Genomic DNA, 20,124 nt, shown 5'->3' with positions numbered 1-20,124 from the left:
AAGAGGTTGGGAGGAGAGCTTCTTTCCGGGGAGGAGATCAGAATACGTAGCTGGATGCGCCCTTGCGGCGCAGTTCTTCACGGCTGGTGCCAAGGCCCTTCAGCGTCTCGTCGTCGAGGCTGAGAAGGGCGCCGTTGACGTAGCGGCTGGCCTGACGTTCGCGTGCCTCGACAACGCGCTGGAAGGCATTGCGGAAGAAAGAGTTGGCCATCGGGTTGTTCCTCTGATGACGGGCCTTGTTCGGCGCCCGTTCGATGATTTGAATATATGGATTTCCGAGGTGCTCAGTGAGGGGGCTGATATCAAAGGTGTTATGCATTCAGCGCATAGGATGCCAATTAAGACACTGCTTGGCGTTAGCGCCTGCACAAACCGGCGGCATTTCAGGTGTGGCTGGCCTCCGGGCCGAAAAATAGGCTAACGTGATGATCATCCCTCCTGCGGAATCGTCATCTCTTTCCGGATAAAGCCATGTTCCAGTCTTTCGAAACGAAATCCTCCCCGCAATTCGGCCGCGAACGGGTCACGGCTTTGCGGGGGCGGTTTGCCGATCTCGGTATAGATGGTTTCCTCGTGCCGCGCGCCGACGAATACCAGGGCGAATACGTGCCTGCTTCGGCCGAGCGGCTCTCATGGCTCACCGGCTTTACGGGGTCTGCGGGTGTGGCGCTGATTACCCACGCCCAAGCGATCGTCTTCGTCGATGGGCGTTACGTGACCCAGCTCGCCGAGCAGGTGGACGGAACGGTGTTCACCGGCGGCGACCTCGTCAACGAGCCGCCGCATCTCTGGCTGCCGAAGAACGCAGCGAAGGGCTTCCGACTCGGTATCGATCCCTGGCTGCATTCGCCGGCCGAGGTGCGCAAACTGGAGAAGGCGCTGGTCGGCATCGGCGGCTCGCTCGTCCTCCTTTCCGCCAATCCGGTCGACCAGCTCTGGAGCGATCGCCCGGCCGAGCCGTTGGGCGCGGTCGCTATCCAGAAGGAGGAGCATGCGGGCAAGCTTGCCAAGGACAAGATTGCCGAAATCGTCTCGCTCGTGAGGGAAAAGGAGGCGTCCGCCGTTCTGGTCACCGATCCCTCGTCGGTGGCATGGATATTCAATATCCGCGGCGACGACGTGCCCCACACGCCTCATCCCTTGTCGCGTGCCATCATTCCGGCGGAAGGCAAGCCGGAAATCTTCCTCGACCGATTGAAGACGGGCATCGAGAGCGCCGCCTATTTGGCTCAGCTCGCGGTGCAGCGCCAGCCGGACGAATTTGCCGCCCGGCTTGCGCGCGTGGCGGCGGATGGCGGCAGGATAATTGTCGATCCCGACCTCGCGCCGTTCGCGCTGATCACGGCCATCAAATCGGCCGGCGGTGAGGTCGTGGAAACGAACGATCCCGCCAAGCTGGCGCGAGCCTGCAAGAACAAGGCGGAGCTCGAGGGGTCGAGCCAGGCGCATCTGCAGGATGGTGCCGCTATGGTCGAATTCCTCTACTGGCTTGACCAGCAGCAGCCCGGAAAGGTGACGGAAATCCAGGCGGTGAAGGCGCTGGAGGCCACGCGCGTGCGCGTCGGCCAGAACATGCAGAACCCGCTGCGCGATATTTCCTTCGATACGATTTCCGGCGCCGGCGAGCACGCCGCCATCATGCATTATCGGGTAACGACGGAGACGGATCGGCCGATCAATGCCGGCGAACTATTCCTCATCGATTCGGGCGCGCAATATATCAACGGCACCACCGACATCACGCGCACCGTGGCGATCGGCGCCGTGCCGGCCGAGCGTAAGCGCTTCTTCACCCTGGTTCTGAAGGGCATGATCGCCATCAGCACCGCGCGTTTTCCGAAGGGCACGCGCGGCTGCGATCTCGATCCTCTTGCCCGCATCGCGCTCTGGAAGGCGGGCGGCGATTTCGCGCATGGAACCGGCCATGGCGTTGGATCATATCTTTCCGTCCACGAGGGGCCGCAGCGCATTTCGCGGCTTTCCACGCAGGAACTGCTGCCCGGCATGATTCTTTCCAACGAACCCGGCTACTATCGCCCTGGCGCCTACGGCATCCGCATCGAGAATCTCGTCTTCGTGCGGGAGGCGGAGGAGATCGAGGGCGGCGACGTGCCCATGCGCTCCTTCGAGACGCTGACCTGGTGCCCGATCGACAGGCGGCTGGTCCTGCCGGAACTGCTGACCGGCGAGGAGCTTTCCTGGCTCAATGACTATCACGCAGAGACGCGCGAAAAGCTGTTGCCTCTGATCGAGAACGAGGCTGTTCGCGAATGGCTCATCGGGGCCACCGAGCCGCTTGAGGCGTGACACCGCCACGCCATGGGCTTTGCCCGCGGCGAGCTGCATGGGACTGCGTAAGGAAAACCCCGCCCTCTGCTGGCGGGGTTTCTTTTTGCGCCAATATTCGAAGGGTAGGCGGAAAAAATTAAGGAGCTGGATCGGCGATCCAACTCCTGCAATAATATCAGCTATCTAGCTGGAAAAACTGGCTCCCCGGGTCGGATAATTTTTAATGCCCATATTGCTCCATGATGGTAATTCTCATCCGAGAAAATTGTGTTATTTCATGGTGATGCTTGACTATTCTAACCATAGTGCGCAAATATAGCGCACACCCTTAAAGTGGGGAAATTGTGGGGAAGAATTCGATGGGGAGCCATACCAAGAACCTGCTGACGGTGAAATCGATTGCCGCCAGCAAGGCGAAGAAGCTGCGCGACGGAGGCGGTCTGTATCTCGTGGCAAAGGGTAATGGCCGGTATTGGATCTTCGCCTACACATTCGCGGGTCGGAGACGCGAGATGGGGCTGGGGCCGCTGCATTCGGTTGGACTCGCAGAAGCACGAGACAAAGCCGAGGACGCTCGCAAGCTGGTTAGGCAGGGGATCGACCCGCTTGCGGCCAGGCGTGTGGCGGATGAAGCGTCACCGAAGGCCATCACGTTCGGTGCGTATGCCGACGATTTCATAGATGCCGCTGTAAAGGCTGGTCGCTGGCGGGGGGCGAAAACAGAGGCTAGGTGGAGAAACCTGCTAGGGTCGCACGCTAAGCCATTACGTGCGAAGGATATCGCCAGCATCGGTGTTACTGATGTAGTCGCTACGCTACGTCCGCTGTGGGGCGAGAAGCAGGAAACGGCCGAAAAGCTACGCGAGGCGATAGAGCGGGTCCTAGACGCTGCCAAGGTCGAGGGACATCGTTCCGGCGAGAACCCAGCCGCCTGGAAAGGCAACTTAGAGCACGTTTTGCACAAACCGAACGATCTTGCCTCGCGGAAGCATCACGCGGCCATGCCGTATGCTAACACGCCGGCGTTCATGACGAAACTCGCCAAGATTGATGGCGTAGCCGCACGAGCTTTGGAGCTGACCATCCTGACTGCAGTTCGTAGCGGCGAGGCGAGGGGTGCAGTGTGGTCCGAAATTGATCTAACAGAGAATATTTGGACAATACCTGCCGATCGGACGAAGGCAGGTAAGGCGCACCGCGTACCCTTGTCCGATCAAGCAGTAACTCTGCTCGAAGATATGAAAAAGAAATCCGTTAACCATTACGTTTTCCCAGGGGTGAGGGACAAGAAGCCTCTCTCGGACGCAAGCCTCGCCAAAGCCCTCTCTGCGGCCGGCGGATCAACTTTCACCGTCCACGGGTTTCGGAGCACCTTCCGCGACTGGTCGACAGAAATTGCGCACGCGCCCCGCGAGATTGCCGAGGCAGCCCTCGCGCATGCGGTGGGGGATGCGGTTGAGCGGTCCTACGCCAGGTCTGATGCCCTAGAGCGGCGCAGGCAGTTGATGCAGGCGTGGGCGAACTTCCTCAGCAGCAAGTAGCTCCCATTACGGCTATATTGACAGTCGCCAATGTAACCACCAGCGTCTCCCTACTAACAACGAGAAGGAGATGGCATGGACGTAGCAAACGATAATTATCCCTCCTTGATTTCGCTGAACGAAGCCTGCCGGCTCACCAGTATGAGCCGGACGATGCTCAACAGATATCGCGCCGAAGGACGCTTCCCTGTCTCGGTCGAACTCGGCGAGCGCCGTGTAGCTTTCGTGAGATCTGAGGTGCTCGCCTGGATCAGGGCGAAAATCGACGCGAGGGCCGCCTAACCACTAACGAAACTTCGGCGGTCGGTCCTTCACATTGATCGAAAGTTCGTGGATCGCCGCTCGTTTGCCGAGGAGCTTCAGCATCCGCTGAGTTTCCTTCTGGCTCATTCCGGCCTTGCCACATGAACTCTCAACGCAGTGATCGCGTGGCGGACCGGGTACACGTACTTGCCGGTTGTCGACGTGTTTCATTTCAGCTTCCTCCTCATTAGTAAACACTAATGCAGGGGCGAAGTTTCCGAAAGCAGTAAAATCGGTCGGCATGCCCGATCTCGCCACCACCATCAACCACTTGCCGACCGGCTGTTGTGCCGGCGAGAGGAGACCTCATGTCAATTTTCGGAGTCCAGGGCCCAAGCTTGGGTAGCGTCATTGCCTTTACGATGGGCGAACACCCCGATCTCGTGGCTCGCGTTGAGCGGTCCGCTGCAGCTCGTATGGCGAATGTGCGAGGCTGGTACGGCTGGCGCGTCAAATCCGTAAGCATCAACGAGGCTGAGGACAACCTAGCTTGTCTGACCGTCGAAGCCGAGCCGGTCGGACCAGGACATCGCGACGGCAACCTAACGATTGTTTTTCTGACCGATCGGGAGGGGAGACGGCGGTCAGATCGTTTGGATGCGTTTCTTCGCGCGTGCGGCGTGGCCGAGCGAGTAGATGATACTCGCGAAATTGTTGGCCGCTACTTCGCCGCACGGATCGGAGCCCGTACTGCAGGCGACTTCGGTCCGCTCACACTGGCGCTCGTGGCGCAATGAAAATCCAGAACCTGACACCCGCCGCTCATCCGGGCGGCGGGACGATGACGCTTATAGCCACGTTTGATCTCCAGATCACCGGTGACATCCGGATCTGTGGGATGCGCCTGTTGCGCGCGCCAGACGGGCGCATGCTGACATACGCGCCCACCGCCCTTGGTGGTCGCCGATCGGTGACATTTGCACCGAGTACCGCCGCTGAAATCACCGAAGCCGCTGCCAATATATATTCGGAGCACGTAACAGCCAATGACACCACTTCCGCAAACGCCGCCTGATCGCTCCTTTCCGTCGTTCGACCAGGCAGCCGTCCGCACCCACGTTGAAATGTTGCACCAGCTCGCTGCAGGCGTGGATGGCGTGCTGGTTACCTCCTGTTATTTGGCGGATCCTATCGGCAACAACGACGCGCCAGGAACTGTAACGCATCATGCCGTAGGCGATGTAGACGGCATGGTGGATGCGGTACTGGCCCATGCTCACACTCCGAACGCGAACGTCTTCACAGGCCTGCAGGTAATGCGCAAAGGGCTGAAACGGGGCACGCGAGGCGGGGAGGCCGACATCGTCGCGGTCCTAGGGCTTGTCGTCGATCTCGATGCGGATACCGGCAGAGCGGGGACCGTTCCCATCGAGGAAAGTCTCCGTCTGGAGACGTCGCCGGGGAATTTCCAACCTTTTATTCTTTTCGACAAGCCGCTACCACCATCAGATGCCAAGCCACTCGCCGCAGCCTTGAAGCGCGCTACACAGTCCGACCACGGAACCGGCGATGTGGCGCACGTGTGGCGTATTCCTGGCACCTTGAACTGGCCGAACCGAAAAAAGCTCGCCCGCGGACGGTCGGCGAAACCCGCCTCTGTAACCGTTGCCGAAGCTTGGGACGGCAGCCTGACCAGCGTTGATGAACTCCAGCGGGTGCTCGCTCCATGGATGTCGRCAGAACAAGATCACCACTCGGTGACATTGGGCGAATTACCTTCGCTTGACGGCGTTGATCTATCGGACACTGCACTCGGTCTCCTTGCCGCGAATGATGTCGGCGACCGCTCAGCCTGGGCCTCCAAAGTCGTCGAGCAACTAGCATTCGACGGTCTGACCGCCGAACAAGCGTGCGCCGCTTTTCTGGCCGCTACTGGAGATTGGTTCAGGCGCTACGACAGCCGAGATGCGCGCGCCGACTTCGCTCGCATGTGGGGCAAGTTTGGTGCGGCACATGGTGAACGCCGCGAGGCTGAAAGGTTGATGGGGGAAGCGTTGTCGTCGAGGCTAACGGCTCAAAGTAAGCCACCCACTGCCGCAAACGATAACATACCAGCAACCGCGACGCTGCGACCAGTCGACCCTTGGGCGCAGCGCAAGCACCCGGCGCTACCTCTCGGTATCCTGCCGGCGGCCATTGAGAAGTTCGCCGTGTCGCAGGCGGAAATCATGGGTGTTGATGCCGGTGGCCTCGCGGCATCCGCATTGGCTGTCTGCGCTGCGGCTATCCCCGACGACATTACGCTGCGTGTAAAGCGTCACGACGACTGGGAAGAATCCGCGCGCCTTTGGGTGGCGCTGATCGGCAACCCCTCGGCGAAAAAGTCGCCAGTTATCGCGGCAGCGACACGACCGCTGCGCTCAATAGACGACGAACTGGTGCGCCGCTACCTTGAGGAGAAACGAAAATACGACGCCCTGGATAAGGCCGGCAAGGCTGAGACGAGCGCGCCGCGTCAGGTGCGTACGCGCATTGAAGACGTCACCGTCGAGGCTGCGCAGGAGATATTGAGGGACAGCCCGCAGGGCGTGCTGCTCATCCGTGACGAGCTCAGCGGTTGGTTCGGCAGCATGGAAAGGTACGGCACAGGCAAGGGCGCAAGCGCCGACCGCAGCTTTTGGCTTCAGTCGTTCAACGGTGGCGGGTATAGCGTCAACCGCGTCGGGCGTGGTGTCGTGGCGATCGACAATCTGTCCGTTTCGATGCTCGGGGGAATTCAACCCGAACCAATCCGCAAGATCGTGGCAGATTCGGCTGACGACGGCCTGCTGCAGCGTCTCTTTCCAATCTGCATGGGAACGGCCACCGTTGGCCTCGACGTCCCGCCCGCCGCGGCTGTGGGGGAATATGGCGGGGTTGTGCGGCGCCTCTATGCGATGAAGCGCCCGCTTCAGGCGGGAATGCAAGAGGTGGCGCTACGCTTCGACGTCGCCGGCCAAGAGTTGCGACAGGAACTATCGGAGCGGCACCATGAAATGGCTACGGGTTGGGAGATCCTAAATAAGAAACTGGCCGCTCACATCGGTAAGTACGACGGGCTTTTTGCCCGCCTGTGCATTATATTCCACTGCGTCGAAACTACGGGCGAGCGACCGGCGCACGTCATCCCGTTCGCGGTGGCGCAGCGGGCCGCCGAGTTCCTGCACGAGTTCCTGTTTCCGCACGCCTTGGCGTTCTACAGCAACGTCTTGGGGATGTCGGATAAGCACGATGCGCTGCTGTCGGTGGCTGGCTGGATACTCACCCACCGTCCAGAGAAGATGACCGTGCGCGACGTGCAGCGCGGCGATCGGGTCATGAGGGAGATGGACCGGGAACAGGCGGAGGACGTTCTCCGCCGGCTGGACGCCATGTCTTGGCTGGAGCCGATGCCGGCGGTGCGCAGGGACAGCATCACCTACGTCGTTAATCCTGACGTCTACGTCGAGTTTGAGCACCGCGCGGAGAAGGAGAGGGGGCGGCGGGAAAAGGTTCGCGAACTGATTGCGTCGTCTTACTAACTGCAATCAAAAGCGGATAACTGTCACCAAGTGTCCATTGCGCGCATGAAAGTAGTCCCAAGTTTTGAATCTATCTTTCTAGATTTCGGTATTTCTCTCGCCCGCGCACAAGGGACGATTGGTGACACTTCATCTGAAGCTGATGGTCCATCCGCCGCCTGCATGGCGCCAAACAAAAAGCCCTCCCGCCGGAGCGGAAGGGCTTTCCTATTACAGACCGAAGTAGGCGAGGATCGAAGCCAAACTGACCTTCAGGTCAAACTTCAACCGAAACGACTGCTTCGACTGACTGGCTTCGAGAACCAAAGAAGCGTGCATACGCATCTCCTATCTCATGTGCGGAAGCCCTTGTTGAGCCGCGTCCGCACGCCAGACTTTGTTGGGGGAATTTCCGATTTAGAAACAGCCTTGGAGGCTCCCCCAAGCACGCGGCTGTCACGAGTTGGCAGTCAAGATGGTTGCTGATGGTGACTTCCGCAAGATCAAATACCGAAAGTCCTGGGGAATATTTTCYCTCATGCAGCGAAGTGCAAGTTCACCACCCCTCTCTTGTGGCCGACACGCAACACCACGCGACCTGCGGCACAACCACTCCCAGCTGATCGCGCATGTTGGCGCTATATATGGATGCAGTCACCATCATCACACCGCCCAGCCGATTAACCTTCAAAATCGAGGAGGACCAATGTCCAACACGTCAAACCAAGTTCGGCCCAAATGAGCCGCCGCATTCGATCAGCGGAGGAATCCGCTCGGAGAGAACGTGAAGCGGCCAAAACCGCAACTTTGACTTTGGCCGCCGACAGTACCGCGCCTCGTGATCCAAGGCACCAGGGGCAACACTATCGTCGGCACTTGGCCAATGCGCACATCGTCATCGGGCAATTACAGGAGCGGATCAGGCGCATGGAGGAAGAGCTCGCCGCTGCGAGGGCGGACCGCGAACATATCCTCTCGCGTACCGTGACCATCACGGCTGCCGAGGAAGAACGCCGGCGAGCTGCGGCCGGGATGCGGGAGCGCGCGGCGTCTCTGATGGAGTGGCCGCCCGGCTGCCCAACGGAGGCGAGTGAGGATATCCGAAAACTGCCCGACCCAAAACCGAAATGGAGCAGAGCGTGAAAGCAGATAACGACAACGTCGTGAGAAGCAGCACCACAGGCCAACCACTGAACATCGCTCAGATGCTGCGGGACGGTAAGGCGGCAGCCGATATTCGTAAGAAAGAGGAGGCTCGCGCCATGAAAATACAGGTCGCCAGGATCGGCAAACGAGCATCTCGCGGGGCGGGTTGGGACGGCAAGGCAGCCAACGACAACACCACCCCCGCAATTAAGTGGTTGCTCGCGGGCCAACGGAAAGAAATGCTGGAGCCGCTTTTGGCTTACGTGAGGCTCGACCGAGAGGCGAACAGCGGCGCGATGCTGACGGGTGAGGCACATACGCCGGCTGACATGCTTCAGATYGACCAGGTAACTTGGCTCGACCCGGCAACTGGCGAGTTGAAGTACAAAGGCGCGCGACGTCTTCGTGGGATCGAGTTCACCGGCAGGGAACACGCTGGGAAATCCACGGCAGATCCTCTTCAGATTAAGCCGATGCCGGCGTCGGTACCAAAAGCCTGGAATGGGGATCGTGCTGTAATAGACAGGATCGATGCCGCTCCTAAGCTTGCCAAAATACGCGCTGCGCTGGGGCCCTTGCTCGTGCCATTCGAACGTTTGGTGCTGGAGGGGAAAAAGCTCGAGCAGGTCGGTTGGAACTGTTTTGCGACCAACGAACGAGCCGCGATGTCGATCGGAGGATCTATCCTAATGATGGGATTGGGTGTCGTTCTGCACGAACTCGAGGCAATGAAGCCCAGGCGAGCAGCTTAGTTGCTGTACAGCAAATTGCGGCTTCAACCGTTATATTTGTAAGTCAAATTCAAAGGCCGCCTTGCGCGGCCTTCTTCATTTGAGGCGCCGGCGAACCGCGGACGCACTGAACTCGCGATAGATCGCCGGGACCGCCTCAAAACTTTTAGCCGTGACATCGTTTAAATTTCTTGCCGCTGCCACACCAGCACCGCGCATTCCGTGGCAGATTGGGATCAATCTGCTTTCCAGCGACAGATATCTGGACATTGTTGATCGCAACACCTGCAGAAAGGTCCAGGAGATCGGGCGAGAATATTGCGGCCGCTCGTTGAAATGGCAGGAAAATGCCCTCAGCTTTAGGCTCCTGCGTGGAGCCATCGAAATAAAGTGCAGAAGAGATAATATTGCTACCTACAGTTCCGTGAGTTCTGCTATCACGAGAAAGACTTCGTATAGTGCCCGCTGCGCAATTTTGGATCGCACGAGGGGGCACATTTCGCGTTACCAAGTCATTGAGGGGTCGAAGGTTGGTCAGAAATTCGTTCTGATTGACGCCGTTCACGGAGACGATAGTTGTGTCGTCCCCTGAAGATTGGAAGACCCTAACGCGAAACGTCTTGTYCGGAATCTCCAAGAAGAGCCCGGATTCATCCTCTAGATTGCTGACGGTTCCGAGGAAGTRCTGCCCGCTCGCGTGGAAACCCGCCAAAGACAGCGTTATGCCATGCCCTCGATAGGCCAAATTCTGAAATTTCGCGGTCGCTATCTCGCCAAACCGGTAGACTGTCTCCACGAAATCATCTGCTTTTGCATCGAGGAATGCATCCTGAATCCACTTTTTTACTTCGAATGTGCGCAGTGAAGCTAGCCCTGTATATGCATACAGTGCCACGGCGTCGTTGGACCGGATAAACCCAACCTTTCCTGAAAATTCGGTCGTCGTTCGTCCACCGGAAGATAGTCTCATGTCGGCGGTTACTGTGGCGCAATGCTTTGAAATAGTGCTGATTATCAGTGTCATGGCAAGCGTTCGTTAGATTGCGAAGCACAGTAACCACGTTGACGTGGTTTGCAAATCCATTGCCCGACGCGCGTCTCCTCTCGCTGCATTGGGCGATCCTGCGCCAGGTTCCCTTCGGGTAGAGCCTGGCGCTTTTGGTCTCTTTCTGGATGGTTGGCCGAGTGGCAAGGCAGCGGGTTGCTAACCCGTACAGCCGAAAGGCTGCGATGGTTCGATCCCATCACTATCCGCCAATTTGGAAGGCGCCGCTAAATGGTTGGCAATCGGTCTTGAAAACCGAGGGGACCGCAAGGTCAGGGGTTCGATTCCTCAGTCTTCCGCCATCATTCACATATGGGACGTGCTCTGGGTAAGCGGGTAATCCTTGCAAGATTGCTGCCGGTCGGTTCGATTCCGACACGCTCCACCAATTCATGCCGACATAGCTCAGCAGGTAGAGCGCTTGCCTTGTAAGCAAGATGTCGCTGGTTCAATCCCGGCTGTCGGCTCCATCTGGGTGTAGGGGAGCCTGGCCGTCCCTACCTGCCTTGGACGCAGGGGATCGCTGGTTCGAATCCAGCCACCTAGACCAGTTACGCAGAGTGGAGAAACGGTTATCTCGCATGGCTCATAACCATGATGTAGCGCGTTCGACTCGCGCCTCTGCAACCAAATCGGACCACCGCTCCGAAGAGGCTGCGGCCTACCGTCGGATGTACAAGACGGCCAGGTGGCGCGCACTGCGCCACCGTCAGCTATCCATTGAGCCTCTTTGCCGCTTCTGTATCGAGGCTGAAGACGTAACTGAGGCGACGGTTGTTGATCACATACGCTCTCACAAGGGCGATATTGAGCTATTCTTCGATCCCGCAAATCTGCAGTCGCTGTGCAAGCCGCACCACGATGGCGCCAAGCAGCGTATCGATCGAGGCCAGACCGTGGTGCGATTCGGCGCGGACGGGTGGCCCCTCTGACCGGGGGGGGGCTCGAAAGTCGAAGGTCGACCCGTTTCGGGGACCGGCGGGCACCCTTTCTGCACGCATCTGCAATTCAAATGTTGACCCCTCGACAAAGGAGTTAATGCCATGGCGAGGCCGAGAACGCCTCTCGCTAAGGCAAAAGCCGAGGGGCGCGACAAGATTAATGCCGGCCGCTTCAAAGATCGCTCCGAGCCAGACGCAAAAGGTCCGCTCGGCAAGCCGCCGATCTGGTTGAAGGACACGGAGCAGAACAAGGCGCGATCAGCGTGGCTGATCTTTGAGCGCGAAATCCCCTGGCTGACAGAATCGCACCGAATGCTGGTCGGCATGGCCGCCAACATTCAGGGCCGCATCATGGCTGGTCAGGACGTGGGCGTTCAGGCGATGAACCTTCTACGCCAGATGCTTGGCCAGATGGGTGCGACGCCGTCGGACGCAAGCAAGATTACGGTGCCTGATGCAGGTGAGGAAAAAGACGACCTCCTCGACTAAGATCGAGGGGCCGGCGCTCAAGCGCGTCAGTGATTATGCGCGGTCAGTTTTGTCTGGCGAAGAGGTGGCTGGCCCGCACGTTCGGAACGCCTGCCGTAGACATTTCGACGACCTTGAAACCGGCCATGAACGAGGACTTTATTTCGATGATGACGCCGCCATGCGCGTCTTTAGGTTCTTTGAGGAGCGGCTGAAGCTTAGCGAGGGTCAGTTCGAAGGGAAGCCGTTCAAGCTTCATCCTTCACAGGCGTTCAAGCTTGGGTCGATTTTCGGCTGGATGCGATCAGACGGCTCGCGCCGCTTTAGGCGCGCCTACATCGAAGAGGGAAAGGGCAACGGCAAGTCGCCCTTTGCTGGCGGCGTGGGCCTGTACGGCCTCACGGCCGACAAGGAGTCAGGTGCCCAAATCTATGCCGCGGCAGCCAAGAAAGAGCAGGCCGGCATCCTGTTTCAGGATGCGTGCAAAATGGTGCGTGCTGCGCCAGCACTTAGTGAGCGATTGAAGTTCAGCGGCGGCATGGGTCGCGAGTTCAATATCGCGCATCACAAGTCGCAGTCGTTCTTTCGGCCGATCTCCAAGGACAGCGGCAAGTCCGGCTCTGGCCCGCGCCCGCATTTCGCATTGTGCGATGAGGTGCACGAGCATCCGGATCGCTCTACCATGGAAATGCTGGAGCGAGGCTTCAAGTTTCGTCGCCAGCCATTGCTGTTGATGATTACGAACTCCGGTTCGGACAGGAACAGCATCTGCTGGGAGGAGCACGAGCACGCAGTAAAGGTTGCCGCCGGCACGCTAACTCCCGACGATGATTTCTCATATGTCGGCGAGGTTATCGACGATACCACGTTCTCATGGGTGTGCGCTCTCGATAAGGACGATGATCCACTTGAGGATCCTGCGTGCTGGAAGAAGGCTAACCCGCTCCTCGGCACGATCCTGACACAGGAATACCTTGCTGGCGTTGTAAACCAAGCCCGTCAGATGCCGGGTAAGCTAAATGGCATTCTCCGGCTGCATTTTTGCTGCTGGACCGATGCCGACAAGGCATGGATGCCACGCGAAACCGTCGATTCCGTCATGGACGACTTCGACCCAGAAGAGGAACTGGCAGATCAGCCCGTATACTTGGGCGTCGATCTATCCGCATCTCGTGACATGACCGTTCTTGCTGCCGTTGTGCCCACCGGCACGATGGAGATGGAGCGGGAGGATGGCTCTGTTGTGAGCCTCCCTACCTTCGACGCATGGGTGGAGGCGTGGACACCGGGTGATACCCTCCAGGCGAGGGCAGCGGCCGATAAGGCACCATATGACGTGTGGGTGAGGGACGGTTGGCTGTACGCCCCGCCTGGCCAGCGAATACGATACGACTTTGTCGCGTCCAGGGTCCAACAATTGGACGATCGCTTTAGGATACAGGCCATAGCCTATGACCGGTACGCCTATGACAAGTTCCGCGAGGAGGTCGAGGCGCTTGGCCTCTCCCTACAGCACGTAGCGCATCCGCAGGGCGGGAAGGTAAAGGCAAAGCCTGAACCTGAAAAGGTAGAGGCGGCTAAGGCCGCAGGTCTTCCACCACCCCAGGGTCTTTGGATGCCCGGTTCGGTTTCCGCGCTTGAGGACATGATAATCGACGGGCGCATTCGCCTTCGTCGAAGCCCTGTACTCATGACCGCCCTTATGGGGGCGGCCTTTGATCGAGACCCCCAAGACAATCGCTGGTTTGTCAAGGCGAAGGCATCGGTTCGTATCGATGCTGCGGTGGCCCTGGCCATGGCCGTGGGTGCGGCGATCGATGGGCCTCCGGCCGATAACGGCATCGACGAATTCGTAAACAACATGATCAGCGTCACGTGGTGACGTAAGGAGCTCCCATGGGGATTCTGAGTTGGATCGGGAGGCCGTTTGGCCTCACGACCGGCCCTTGGCGGGCATACTTCGGGACCGGCACCACGAGCGGCGAAACCGTCACCTTTGAAACTGCCATGCAGCTAGACGCGGTCTGGGCCTGCGTCAATCTCATCGCCAACTCGGTGAAGACGCTGCCTTGCATTGTGTACAAAGAAGATGGGGTTACGGTCGACCGCGACAGCCAACTTTATGAGCTGTTGCACGACATGCCGAATATCGATGATACGTCGGCGGATTTCTGGGCCATGGCAGCGATTTGCCTTTGCCTGGACGGAAACTTCTTCGCCGAAAAAAGGAAGGTCGGAGAGCGTTTGGCGGCTCTGACGCCACTTAACCCGCTATTCGTCGACGTCTGCCGCGATGACCGCAATCGCCGTTACTACAACGTGACGGAGCAGATGGCGAACGGCAAGAAGGGCGGCGTTCGTAAGGTTTCGGCCGAAAACATGCTGCACATACGCGGCGCGATCATGCCAGGCTGTGACCGCGGCCTGTCGCCGATCGCGATGGAGCGAAACGTCATCGGGAACGCGCTCGCTGGTGAAAAAACCGCCGGCAAGATGTTCAAGAACGGCCTTATGTCATCGCTTCTGGTCAGTTCGGACCAGATATTGAAGGCAGATCAGCGAAAGCAAATAACCGATGCGTTGACGCAGTTTGCCGGGGCGGAGAAGGCCGGTGGCGTGACTGTGCTCGAGGCCGGGTTTAAGCCGTATCCGCTCAGCATCAACCCACGCGACGCGCAGATGCTGGAGAGCCGGCAGTACAGCGTAGAGCAGATTTGCCGTATTTTCGGCGTTCCACCGGTCATGATTGGCCACGCCGCGAACGGCACGACCACCTGGGGCAGCGGTATCGAGCAATTGATCCTGCAGTTCACCAAGGCTTGCCTTGTTCCGATGCTGAGAAGCATGGAAGCGGCAATCTACCGGGACATCCTGACCCCGCAGACGCGCAAGACCACGGTGGTGAAGTTCAACATCGAAGGGCTGCTTCGCGGTGATAGCGGCGCCAGGGCTGAATTCCTGCAAAAGATGGTCCAGAACGGCATTTACACGCCGAACGAGGCGCGCGCCTACGAAAACAAGGCGCCTGTAGAGGGCGGCGAGGGCGCAATCGTCAATGGCACCATGACCCCGCTTAACATGATCGGCCACAACGGCGGACCACCGCTGGATGGCGAGCCAGAACAGCCGACAACGGCACCTTCACAGCCAAAACGCGCTGCATAAGGAAAAATCATGAAGTTTGAACACGTTTTGACGGCCTTTTTGGCCGAACCGTGGGCGATTCAGCGCGAAAAACTGGGCGTTTTGGCCGATATTCTCGTGGCTCGCTCCGAAGGCGACAAGCTGTTTTCGACCGAGTTTGCTGCCGCCGTTTCCGACGCCAGGGCGAAGGAAATCGCCGAGTTTGACGGCAAGGTGGCTGTTATCCCGGTTTATGGCGTGCTTGCCAACAAGATGGACGCCTTTTCGGCCATGTCTGGCGGCACTTCCTACGCCGGCATTCGCAGATCGTTGCATTCGGCGCTGGCCAATGAGGACGTGAAGGCCGTCGTGCTTGATATCGACAGCCCTGGGGGATCGGTTCCCGGCACGGAAGAACTCGCGACCGAGATTCGGCGCCTCCGCGGTGGCGACAAGCCCATTATCGCGCAGGTCAACGCTCTTGCGGCCAGCGCAGCCTATTGGGTAGCTTCGTCCGCCGACGAGATCGTCGTGACGCCGTCGGGGCGCGCCGGTTCTATCGGCGTCTACACTGCACACGATGACGTTTCGGCTGCGCTGGAAAAGCGCGGCATCAAGCGCACGTATATTTCCGCTGGCAAGCACAAGGTCGAGGGCAACGAGACAGAGCCACTTGGCAAGGATGCGCTGGCGCACATCCAGGAAGGCGTCAACCGATCCTATAACCGCTTCGTCGCGGCCGTGGCAGAGGGGCGAGGCACGACGGTCGGCAAAGTCGAGGATGGCTTTGGTCAGGGCAGAGTGTTCTTCGCCGAAGCCCTCATTGACCGCGGCATGGTCGACCGAGTGGCAACGCTTGAAGAGACGCTGGAACGCTTCGGTGCCGATACGCAGCCCACATACGTGCGGCGCGTGAAGGCTCAGAACCAGGCCAAAGCCGAATCGGCGGAAGCGCTGGTCGCGAAACTGCGCGAAGGCGCACCAATTACCAAACGCGAATTCGAGAACGGCCTCAAGGGTCTTGCTGGTCTATCGAATTCGGAGGCGGAGCGGGCAGCCCGGCTCTACCTCAAGGACGGTCAGGGGGATCCTGACGACGGCGCTGTGATCGCGGCACTCGAAAGGGTGCTTGTGCAAGCAAAGACCTTCAAAATCTAGGACAGCGGCACGCCGCGTCCTGTAGATCAGGATTCCCACCACATGTCTGAGAATACCGCTCTCGCCGAGAAGATCGGCGAGCTTGGCCAGTCTTTGGCCTCTATCAAGGAACAGGTCGGCAACCTCGGTTCCGATTTCACCGCAAAAATCGCCGCTACCGGCGAAGCCTCTGCTGAACTCAAGGGCAAGGTCGACAAGGCCCTGTCTGAACTCGGTGACGCGACCACTCGCCTCAATGAGCTCGAGAAGCGCGCCGCCAATGAGCGCGGAATGTCCGAGCATGAGCCTCGTGGCATCGGCGATCACATCGTCGAAAACGCATCGTTTGAAAATGGCCGTCTCAGCCTTAACGAGCGCGGCCGCTTCCGCGTCAATATGGAACGCGCCGACATCACGTCGGCCAACACCACCGTCGGTGCAGGTCGTTCCGCTGGTACTTCGCTGGTTCCCGGCGCTCGCGTGCCCGGCATCATCACGCCTCCGAACCGCCAGTTCACTATCCGTGATCTTCTCGCTCCAGGCCGGACGTCGTCTTCCAGCGTTGAATACGTTAAGGAGACCGGATTCACCAACGCTGCCGCTCCTGTTGCGGAGGGTGCGACCAAGCCTAAGTCGGATCTGACCTTCAATCTGCTCACGACCCAAGTTCGTACCATCGCGCACATTTTCAAGGCGTCTCGCCAGATCCTCGACGATGCGCCCACCCTGGCTTCCTACATCAACGCTCGCGGCACCTACGGTCTGAAGTTTGTTGAAGAAAACCAGCTTCTGAACGGCGACGGCACCGRCCAGAACCTTCACGGTATTCTTCCGCAGGCCACGGCGTTTGCGCCGGCGTTCCCAGTAGCCGAAGAAACTGCGATTGACCGTCTGCGGCTCGCGATCCTGCAGGTAATTCTGGCTGAGTATCCTGCCAGCGGTTTCGTGCTGCATCCGACCGATTGGGCGAAGATCGAGCTTTCCAAGGATCTGGGCGGAAACTATATCGTCGGCAATGCGACGTCGCCGATCGGCCCGTCTCTGTGGAACCTGCCAGTCGTCCAGACGCAGGCAATTGCTGCGGGCGAATTCCTCACCGGTGCGTTCAACCTCGGCGCACAGATTTTCGACCGTATGGATGTGGAAGTACTTCTGTCGAGCGAAAACGTCGACGACTTCGAGCGGAACTTCTTCACCATCCGGATCGAGGAGCGCCTCGCGCTGGCCGTTTACCGTCCAGAAGCCTTCGTTACCGGCGACGTGAACCCTGCTCCGTAAATAGATTGATGGGGCAGCTTCGGCTGCCCCTACTATCCCTAAAATCATGAAAATCAAAGCACTCAAGGCGCTTGTTGGCGACTATGGCCGCCTGAACAAGGGCGATGAAACCGATTTGCCTCCGCATATCGCGAACCAGCTCCTTGCGTTTGGCTACGTTGAACTCGTGCGCGACCAACCGGAGCAACCGGCGCGCAGAAAGGGCAAGAAAAATGGTTAGTGCATCAGTCCGAAAGCGCCGCTTCGCAAGCTATCTTGGCGCTGGCGTCATCGCCCTTCCGTCGGCTCCGACGAATTCTGCCGTCCCCACCATTACGGGCGCGTCTACCGCCGAGGTAGGCATCGCCCTTACGGCAACAAACGGCACATGGGCAGGAAATCCAGCCCCGTCGTTTACTCGTCAATGGCAGCGCGGCGACGCCGCAGCGGGACCGTTTACAGCAATCTCTGGCGCGACCGGAGCAAGTTACACGCCAGTCGTTGCTGACGCTGGGAAGTATCTGCGCGTTGTGGTGACTGCCACCAATAGCGAAGGTACCGCGACGGCAAACAGTACGGCAACTGCTGCGGTCAGACGTGATCCGGCCAACACAGTGGCCCCGGCGGTTACCGGAACGGCGACAGTAGGTCAGACGCTCACCGCGTCCAACGGTACCTGGACCGGGACGCCGACGCCAACCTACACCCGCAAATGGCAGCGTTCCGCGGATGGAGCGACCGGCTGGGCGGACATCGCTAGCGCAACGGCGACGACCTACGTACTCGCTGCGGCAGACGAAGGCCAGTACGTTCGCGCGGTCGTCACCGGCACGAACACCGCCGGAACCGCGTCGGCCAACTCGAATGCGGTTGGCCCTGTAGCTGGAGCGTAATTTATGCCCCTTGTCGATCTCGCAACTGCCAAACGGCACCTCCGCGTTCTGCATGATGACGATGATGCTGAGATCGAACTCTACACGTCGGCTGCGGAAAACATCGTCGTCGAATACCTGGATAGGGTCGTATTGCCGGCGGGGGAAACTCTTCCGCCGGACGACCCAACGGCGATGCTCGTTACGCCGTCCATCGTGGCGGCGATACTCCTGATGCTTGGCGACCTTTACGAAAATCGTGAGGCCGATCGAGAGCAGAAGAGCGATTCCGTCATGCCTCCTGCCGTTAGAGCTCTTCTAGCTCCGTGGCGGGTTTGGCGAATGATCGATTGTCCGGAGGCCTAGCATGCCCTGGGTCCGATTCACCGCTCCGTTCGACTTCAAGCCGCCCGGTCGTCCCCAGGTGACCATAGCGTACAAACCCGGCGTGTATAACGTGCCTTCGGCCTGCGCCACTTTGGCGATAGCCGCCGGTAAGGCAGTGCGGCTGCCGAAACCGAAGATGAAGATCGAGGTTGAGGAGATAAAGAATGGCACAGCGTAAAGGCGCCGGCTCGCTCCGTGCACTCCTCCACTTTCAAGAGCGAGAAGTCAGCGATGATGGCTTCGGCAATCCTGTAACGGGCGACTTCGCCACAGTCTTCACGGACGCTGTCGAGTTGATTCCGCGCATGGGCACCGAGGCAGTTATGGCAAGCCGCCTGCAAGGCGTGCAGCCATATACGGCGCGCGTCAGGGCGTCCTCGTGGACTAGGCAGGTTACGCCTGCTTGGCGAGCCGTGGATGCCCGAAGCGGTGCGGTTTACGCGATCGTGTCGCCGTTCGTCGATCTCGACCAGAAAGGCGCGTACCTGGAAGGGCTGCTCACCGTTGGCGGGCAGACGTCAAGCTGATGGCAGATCGCATCATTGGTCTGACAAAGCTTCAGCAGAAGTTAAAACGGCTTCCGCTCGTCGTTAAAGAACAAATCCGCAAGGCGATGGAGCAGGGCGCGGAAGAAATCGTAGATCTGGCTAAGTCTCTCGTGCCGGTGGATAGCGGAGCGCTGAAAAACAGTATCGGCTGGACGTGGGGCCGGGCGCCTCGTGGCGCAATGACGCTAGGAACCGTCCAGAGCGTCGGCGGTGATCTAACGATCACGATCTATGCAGGCGATGCTGATGCCTGGTACGCGCGCTTCGTTGAGTTTGGCACCAAGGCGCATACCGCGGGCGGCATGTTTGAAGGCGCGACTATTCCGGCAATTCCGGCATCGCCATTTTTCTTCGTGAGCTTCCGCGCGCTTCGCCGTCGCGTCCGAAGCCGCATCACCCGCGGCATCAATAAGGCTGCCAAGCAGGTCACGGCAGGAAGTGCCTAATCAGGAGATCCGTCGACTGCGAACTTCGCAAAGTCACCAGGGGTGTAACTGCTAACGATGATGCGAATTTCCTTTTTGGTGTCCATTCGCGTCAAGGTGAGGTCTCTGGCTTCAAAGGCATCCATGAGTATGGCGGGATCAGCATACAGCGTTCCCTTGGCTGATCTAATGCCGTCTCTCTCGGAGACAAATAGTTTGTACTCGGCGTCTCCAATTGACGCCCCATTGGCCCGCAACGCTCCTCGACCTGAAAAGACCTTTTCCATGTCTCGCACCCCTAATCCCCTGAGAAAAACTGAGATGGCCGATTTTGAGCAATGGCTTGAAGGACTCAACTTCGACGATGGATGGGAGCGTAGCACACGCGTCGTTACCGACAAAGGTGCCTTCGTCCTGTCTGCTCGGCCTGTT

Annotated in this window: 22 protein-coding genes and 6 tRNA genes; 24 read left to right on the top strand and 4 right to left on the bottom strand. The window is 59.1% G+C overall.

Annotation, left to right across the window (positions count from 1 at the left end):
• Positions 1-37 precede the first annotated feature (37 nt).
• The gene (locus LCM4573_RS28210; protein ID WP_198539668.1) at positions 38-211 is read right to left on the bottom strand and encodes a hypothetical protein; all 174 of its coding nucleotides are present in this window, start codon (positions 209-211) and stop codon (positions 38-40) included.
• Between the two features lie 260 nt (positions 212-471).
• On the opposite strand from LCM4573_RS28210, the gene LCM4573_RS00250 reads away from it, so the two are divergent.
• The 3 genes from LCM4573_RS00250 (at position 472) to LCM4573_RS00240 (ending at position 4,112) form a co-directional block, all read left to right on the top strand.
• Positions 472-2,307, top strand: a complete 1,836-nt coding sequence (locus LCM4573_RS00250) for an aminopeptidase P family protein (RefSeq protein WP_071003868.1) — start codon at positions 472-474, stop codon at positions 2,305-2,307.
• Between the two features lie 341 nt (positions 2,308-2,648).
• The gene (locus tag LCM4573_RS00245; RefSeq protein ID WP_071003867.1) at positions 2,649-3,830 is read left to right on the top strand and encodes a site-specific integrase; all 1,182 of its coding nucleotides are present in this window, start codon (positions 2,649-2,651) and stop codon (positions 3,828-3,830) included.
• Positions 3,831-3,905: 75 nt separating this feature from the next.
• Positions 3,906-4,112 carry an AlpA family transcriptional regulator gene (locus tag LCM4573_RS00240; protein WP_071003866.1) on the top strand — a complete coding sequence of 69 codons (207 nt, stop codon included), beginning with the start codon at positions 3,906-3,908 and terminating at the stop codon, positions 4,110-4,112.
• A gap of 3 nt (positions 4,113-4,115) precedes the next feature.
• Here the strand turns inward: LCM4573_RS00240 and LCM4573_RS27865 are convergent, their stop codons facing one another.
• The gene (locus LCM4573_RS27865; RefSeq protein ID WP_131818922.1) at positions 4,116-4,376 is read right to left on the bottom strand and encodes a hypothetical protein; all 261 of its coding nucleotides are present in this window, start codon (positions 4,374-4,376) and stop codon (positions 4,116-4,118) included.
• 65 nt (positions 4,377-4,441) lie between these two features.
• Here LCM4573_RS27865 and LCM4573_RS00235 point away from each other — a divergent pair, with 65 nt between their 5' ends.
• From LCM4573_RS00235 to LCM4573_RS00215, 4 genes are all read left to right on the top strand, one after another.
• Positions 4,442-4,870, top strand: a complete 429-nt coding sequence (locus LCM4573_RS00235) for a hypothetical protein (protein ID WP_071003865.1) — start codon at positions 4,442-4,444, stop codon at positions 4,868-4,870.
• Positions 4,867-5,148, top strand: a complete 282-nt coding sequence (locus tag LCM4573_RS00230; protein ID WP_071003864.1) for a hypothetical protein — start codon at positions 4,867-4,869, stop codon at positions 5,146-5,148. The genes LCM4573_RS00235 and LCM4573_RS00230 overlap by 4 nt, the downstream gene beginning before the upstream one ends.
• Entirely contained in the window at positions 5,120-7,633 is a 2,514-nt protein-coding gene (locus LCM4573_RS00225) for a DUF3987 domain-containing protein (RefSeq protein ID WP_071003863.1), read from the top strand. Before LCM4573_RS00230 ends, LCM4573_RS00225 begins: the two co-directional genes overlap by 29 nt.
• Before the next feature lie 1,118 nt (positions 7,634-8,751).
• Positions 8,752-9,510, top strand: coding sequence for a hypothetical protein (locus LCM4573_RS00215; RefSeq protein WP_157895474.1), 759 nt, complete (start codon positions 8,752-8,754; stop codon positions 9,508-9,510).
• 145 nt (positions 9,511-9,655) lie between these two features.
• On the opposite strand, the gene LCM4573_RS00210 is transcribed toward LCM4573_RS00215, so the two are convergent.
• Positions 9,656-10,513 carry an SEC-C domain-containing protein gene (locus tag LCM4573_RS00210; RefSeq protein ID WP_071003860.1) on the bottom strand — a complete coding sequence of 286 codons (858 nt, stop codon included), beginning with the start codon at positions 10,511-10,513 and terminating at the stop codon, positions 9,656-9,658.
• A gap of 147 nt (positions 10,514-10,660) precedes the next feature.
• On the opposite strand from LCM4573_RS00210, the gene LCM4573_RS00205 reads away from it, so the two are divergent.
• The 17 genes from LCM4573_RS00205 to LCM4573_RS00135 all read left to right on the top strand — a co-directional run bounded on the left by LCM4573_RS00205 (position 10,661) and on the right by LCM4573_RS00135 (position 19,713).
• A tRNA-Ser gene (locus tag LCM4573_RS00205) sits at positions 10,661-10,746 on the top strand.
• A gap of 4 nt (positions 10,747-10,750) precedes the next feature.
• Positions 10,751-10,836: transfer RNA gene (locus LCM4573_RS00200), tRNA-OTHER, on the top strand.
• A gap of 12 nt (positions 10,837-10,848) precedes the next feature.
• Positions 10,849-10,922 (top strand) — tRNA-Ala (locus LCM4573_RS28005).
• Positions 10,923-10,928: 6 nt separating this feature from the next.
• Positions 10,929-11,004, top strand: a tRNA-Thr gene (locus tag LCM4573_RS00195).
• Position 11,005: 1 nt separating this feature from the next.
• Positions 11,006-11,084, top strand: a tRNA-Pro gene (locus tag LCM4573_RS00190).
• 4 nt (positions 11,085-11,088) lie between these two features.
• Positions 11,089-11,164, top strand: a tRNA-Met gene (locus tag LCM4573_RS00185).
• Between the two features lie 413 nt (positions 11,165-11,577).
• Positions 11,578-11,964, top strand: a complete 387-nt coding sequence (locus LCM4573_RS00175; RefSeq protein ID WP_071003858.1) for a hypothetical protein — start codon at positions 11,578-11,580, stop codon at positions 11,962-11,964.
• Positions 11,930-13,825 carry a terminase large subunit gene (locus LCM4573_RS00170; protein WP_083347254.1) on the top strand — a complete coding sequence of 632 codons (1,896 nt, stop codon included), beginning with the start codon at positions 11,930-11,932 and terminating at the stop codon, positions 13,823-13,825. Before LCM4573_RS00175 ends, LCM4573_RS00170 begins: the two co-directional genes overlap by 35 nt.
• A 14-nt stretch (positions 13,826-13,839) precedes the next feature.
• On the top strand, positions 13,840-15,108 hold the full coding sequence (locus LCM4573_RS00165) for a phage portal protein (RefSeq protein WP_071003857.1): 1,269 nt from the start codon (positions 13,840-13,842) through the stop codon (positions 15,106-15,108).
• A gap of 9 nt (positions 15,109-15,117) precedes the next feature.
• A complete protein-coding gene (locus LCM4573_RS00160) occupies positions 15,118-16,224 on the top strand; it encodes a S49 family peptidase (RefSeq protein ID WP_071003856.1) in 1,107 nt (368 codons plus the stop codon).
• A 42-nt stretch (positions 16,225-16,266) separates the two neighbouring features.
• On the top strand, positions 16,267-17,481 hold the full coding sequence (locus tag LCM4573_RS00155) for a phage major capsid protein (protein WP_071003855.1): 1,215 nt from the start codon (positions 16,267-16,269) through the stop codon (positions 17,479-17,481).
• A 46-nt stretch (positions 17,482-17,527) separates the two neighbouring features.
• Positions 17,528-17,701 (top strand): hypothetical protein, encoded by a 174-nt coding sequence (locus LCM4573_RS28205; protein WP_198539667.1) that lies wholly within the window; start codon positions 17,528-17,530, stop codon positions 17,699-17,701.
• A gap of 289 nt (positions 17,702-17,990) precedes the next feature.
• Positions 17,991-18,353, top strand: coding sequence for a hypothetical protein (locus LCM4573_RS28420; RefSeq protein ID WP_244505196.1), 363 nt, complete (start codon positions 17,991-17,993; stop codon positions 18,351-18,353).
• Positions 18,354-18,356: 3 nt separating this feature from the next.
• Positions 18,357-18,698 carry a head-tail connector protein gene (locus LCM4573_RS00150; RefSeq protein ID WP_071003854.1) on the top strand — a complete coding sequence of 114 codons (342 nt, stop codon included), beginning with the start codon at positions 18,357-18,359 and terminating at the stop codon, positions 18,696-18,698.
• Between the two features lies 1 nt (position 18,699).
• Positions 18,700-18,897 (top strand): hypothetical protein, encoded by a 198-nt coding sequence (locus tag LCM4573_RS00145; protein ID WP_071003853.1) that lies wholly within the window; start codon positions 18,700-18,702, stop codon positions 18,895-18,897.
• Positions 18,884-19,246 carry a head-tail adaptor protein gene (locus LCM4573_RS00140; protein ID WP_071003852.1) on the top strand — a complete coding sequence of 121 codons (363 nt, stop codon included), beginning with the start codon at positions 18,884-18,886 and terminating at the stop codon, positions 19,244-19,246. Before LCM4573_RS00145 ends, LCM4573_RS00140 begins: the two co-directional genes overlap by 14 nt.
• Positions 19,246-19,713: an HK97-gp10 family putative phage morphogenesis protein gene (locus LCM4573_RS00135; RefSeq protein ID WP_071003851.1), complete on the top strand. Its 468-nt coding sequence runs from the start codon at positions 19,246-19,248 to the stop codon at positions 19,711-19,713. Before LCM4573_RS00140 ends, LCM4573_RS00135 begins: the two co-directional genes overlap by 1 nt.
• Here LCM4573_RS00135 and LCM4573_RS00130 read toward each other — a convergent pair.
• Entirely contained in the window at positions 19,710-19,979 is a 270-nt protein-coding gene (locus tag LCM4573_RS00130) for a hypothetical protein (RefSeq protein WP_131818921.1), read from the bottom strand. The two genes, LCM4573_RS00135 and LCM4573_RS00130, sit on opposite strands and share 4 nt — an antisense overlap.
• Positions 19,980-20,124: the final 145 nt, after the last annotated feature.

It is taken from the genome of Rhizobium sp. LCM 4573 (assembly GCF_001854865.1).
In the GTDB taxonomy this organism is placed as follows: Bacteria; Pseudomonadota; Alphaproteobacteria; order Rhizobiales; family Rhizobiaceae; genus Neorhizobium.
The sequence above is the reverse complement of the archived record's forward strand: the minus strand, read 5'-3'. Positions and strand labels throughout refer to the sequence as shown.

Coding starts and splice junctions, on each gene's coding strand:
- LCM4573_RS28210 (WP_198539668.1), bottom strand. CDS start 211: ATGGCCAACTCTTTCTTCCGCAATGCCTTCCAGCGCGTTGTCGAGGCA.
- LCM4573_RS00250 (WP_071003868.1), top strand. CDS start 472: ATGTTCCAGTCTTTCGAAACGAAATCCTCCCCGCAATTCGGCCGCGAA.
- LCM4573_RS00245 (WP_071003867.1), top strand. CDS start 2,649: ATGGGGAGCCATACCAAGAACCTGCTGACGGTGAAATCGATTGCCGCC.
- LCM4573_RS00240 (WP_071003866.1), top strand. CDS start 3,906: ATGGACGTAGCAAACGATAATTATCCCTCCTTGATTTCGCTGAACGAA.
- LCM4573_RS27865 (WP_131818922.1), bottom strand. CDS start 4,376: ATGCCGACCGATTTTACTGCTTTCGGAAACTTCGCCCCTGCATTAGTG.
- LCM4573_RS00235 (WP_071003865.1), top strand. CDS start 4,442: ATGTCAATTTTCGGAGTCCAGGGCCCAAGCTTGGGTAGCGTCATTGCC.
- LCM4573_RS00230 (WP_071003864.1), top strand. CDS start 4,867: ATGAAAATCCAGAACCTGACACCCGCCGCTCATCCGGGCGGCGGGACG.
- LCM4573_RS00175 (WP_071003858.1), top strand. CDS start 11,578: ATGGCGAGGCCGAGAACGCCTCTCGCTAAGGCAAAAGCCGAGGGGCGC.
- LCM4573_RS00170 (WP_083347254.1), top strand. CDS start 11,930: ATGCAGGTGAGGAAAAAGACGACCTCCTCGACTAAGATCGAGGGGCCG.
- LCM4573_RS00165 (WP_071003857.1), top strand. CDS start 13,840: ATGGGGATTCTGAGTTGGATCGGGAGGCCGTTTGGCCTCACGACCGGC.
- LCM4573_RS00160 (WP_071003856.1), top strand. CDS start 15,118: ATGAAGTTTGAACACGTTTTGACGGCCTTTTTGGCCGAACCGTGGGCG.
- LCM4573_RS28205 (WP_198539667.1), top strand. CDS start 17,528: ATGAAAATCAAAGCACTCAAGGCGCTTGTTGGCGACTATGGCCGCCTG.
- LCM4573_RS00150 (WP_071003854.1), top strand. CDS start 18,357: ATGCCCCTTGTCGATCTCGCAACTGCCAAACGGCACCTCCGCGTTCTG.
- LCM4573_RS00145 (WP_071003853.1), top strand. CDS start 18,700: ATGCCCTGGGTCCGATTCACCGCTCCGTTCGACTTCAAGCCGCCCGGT.
- LCM4573_RS00140 (WP_071003852.1), top strand. CDS start 18,884: ATGGCACAGCGTAAAGGCGCCGGCTCGCTCCGTGCACTCCTCCACTTT.
- LCM4573_RS00135 (WP_071003851.1), top strand. CDS start 19,246: ATGGCAGATCGCATCATTGGTCTGACAAAGCTTCAGCAGAAGTTAAAA.
- LCM4573_RS00130 (WP_131818921.1), bottom strand. CDS start 19,979: ATGGAAAAGGTCTTTTCAGGTCGAGGAGCGTTGCGGGCCAATGGGGCG.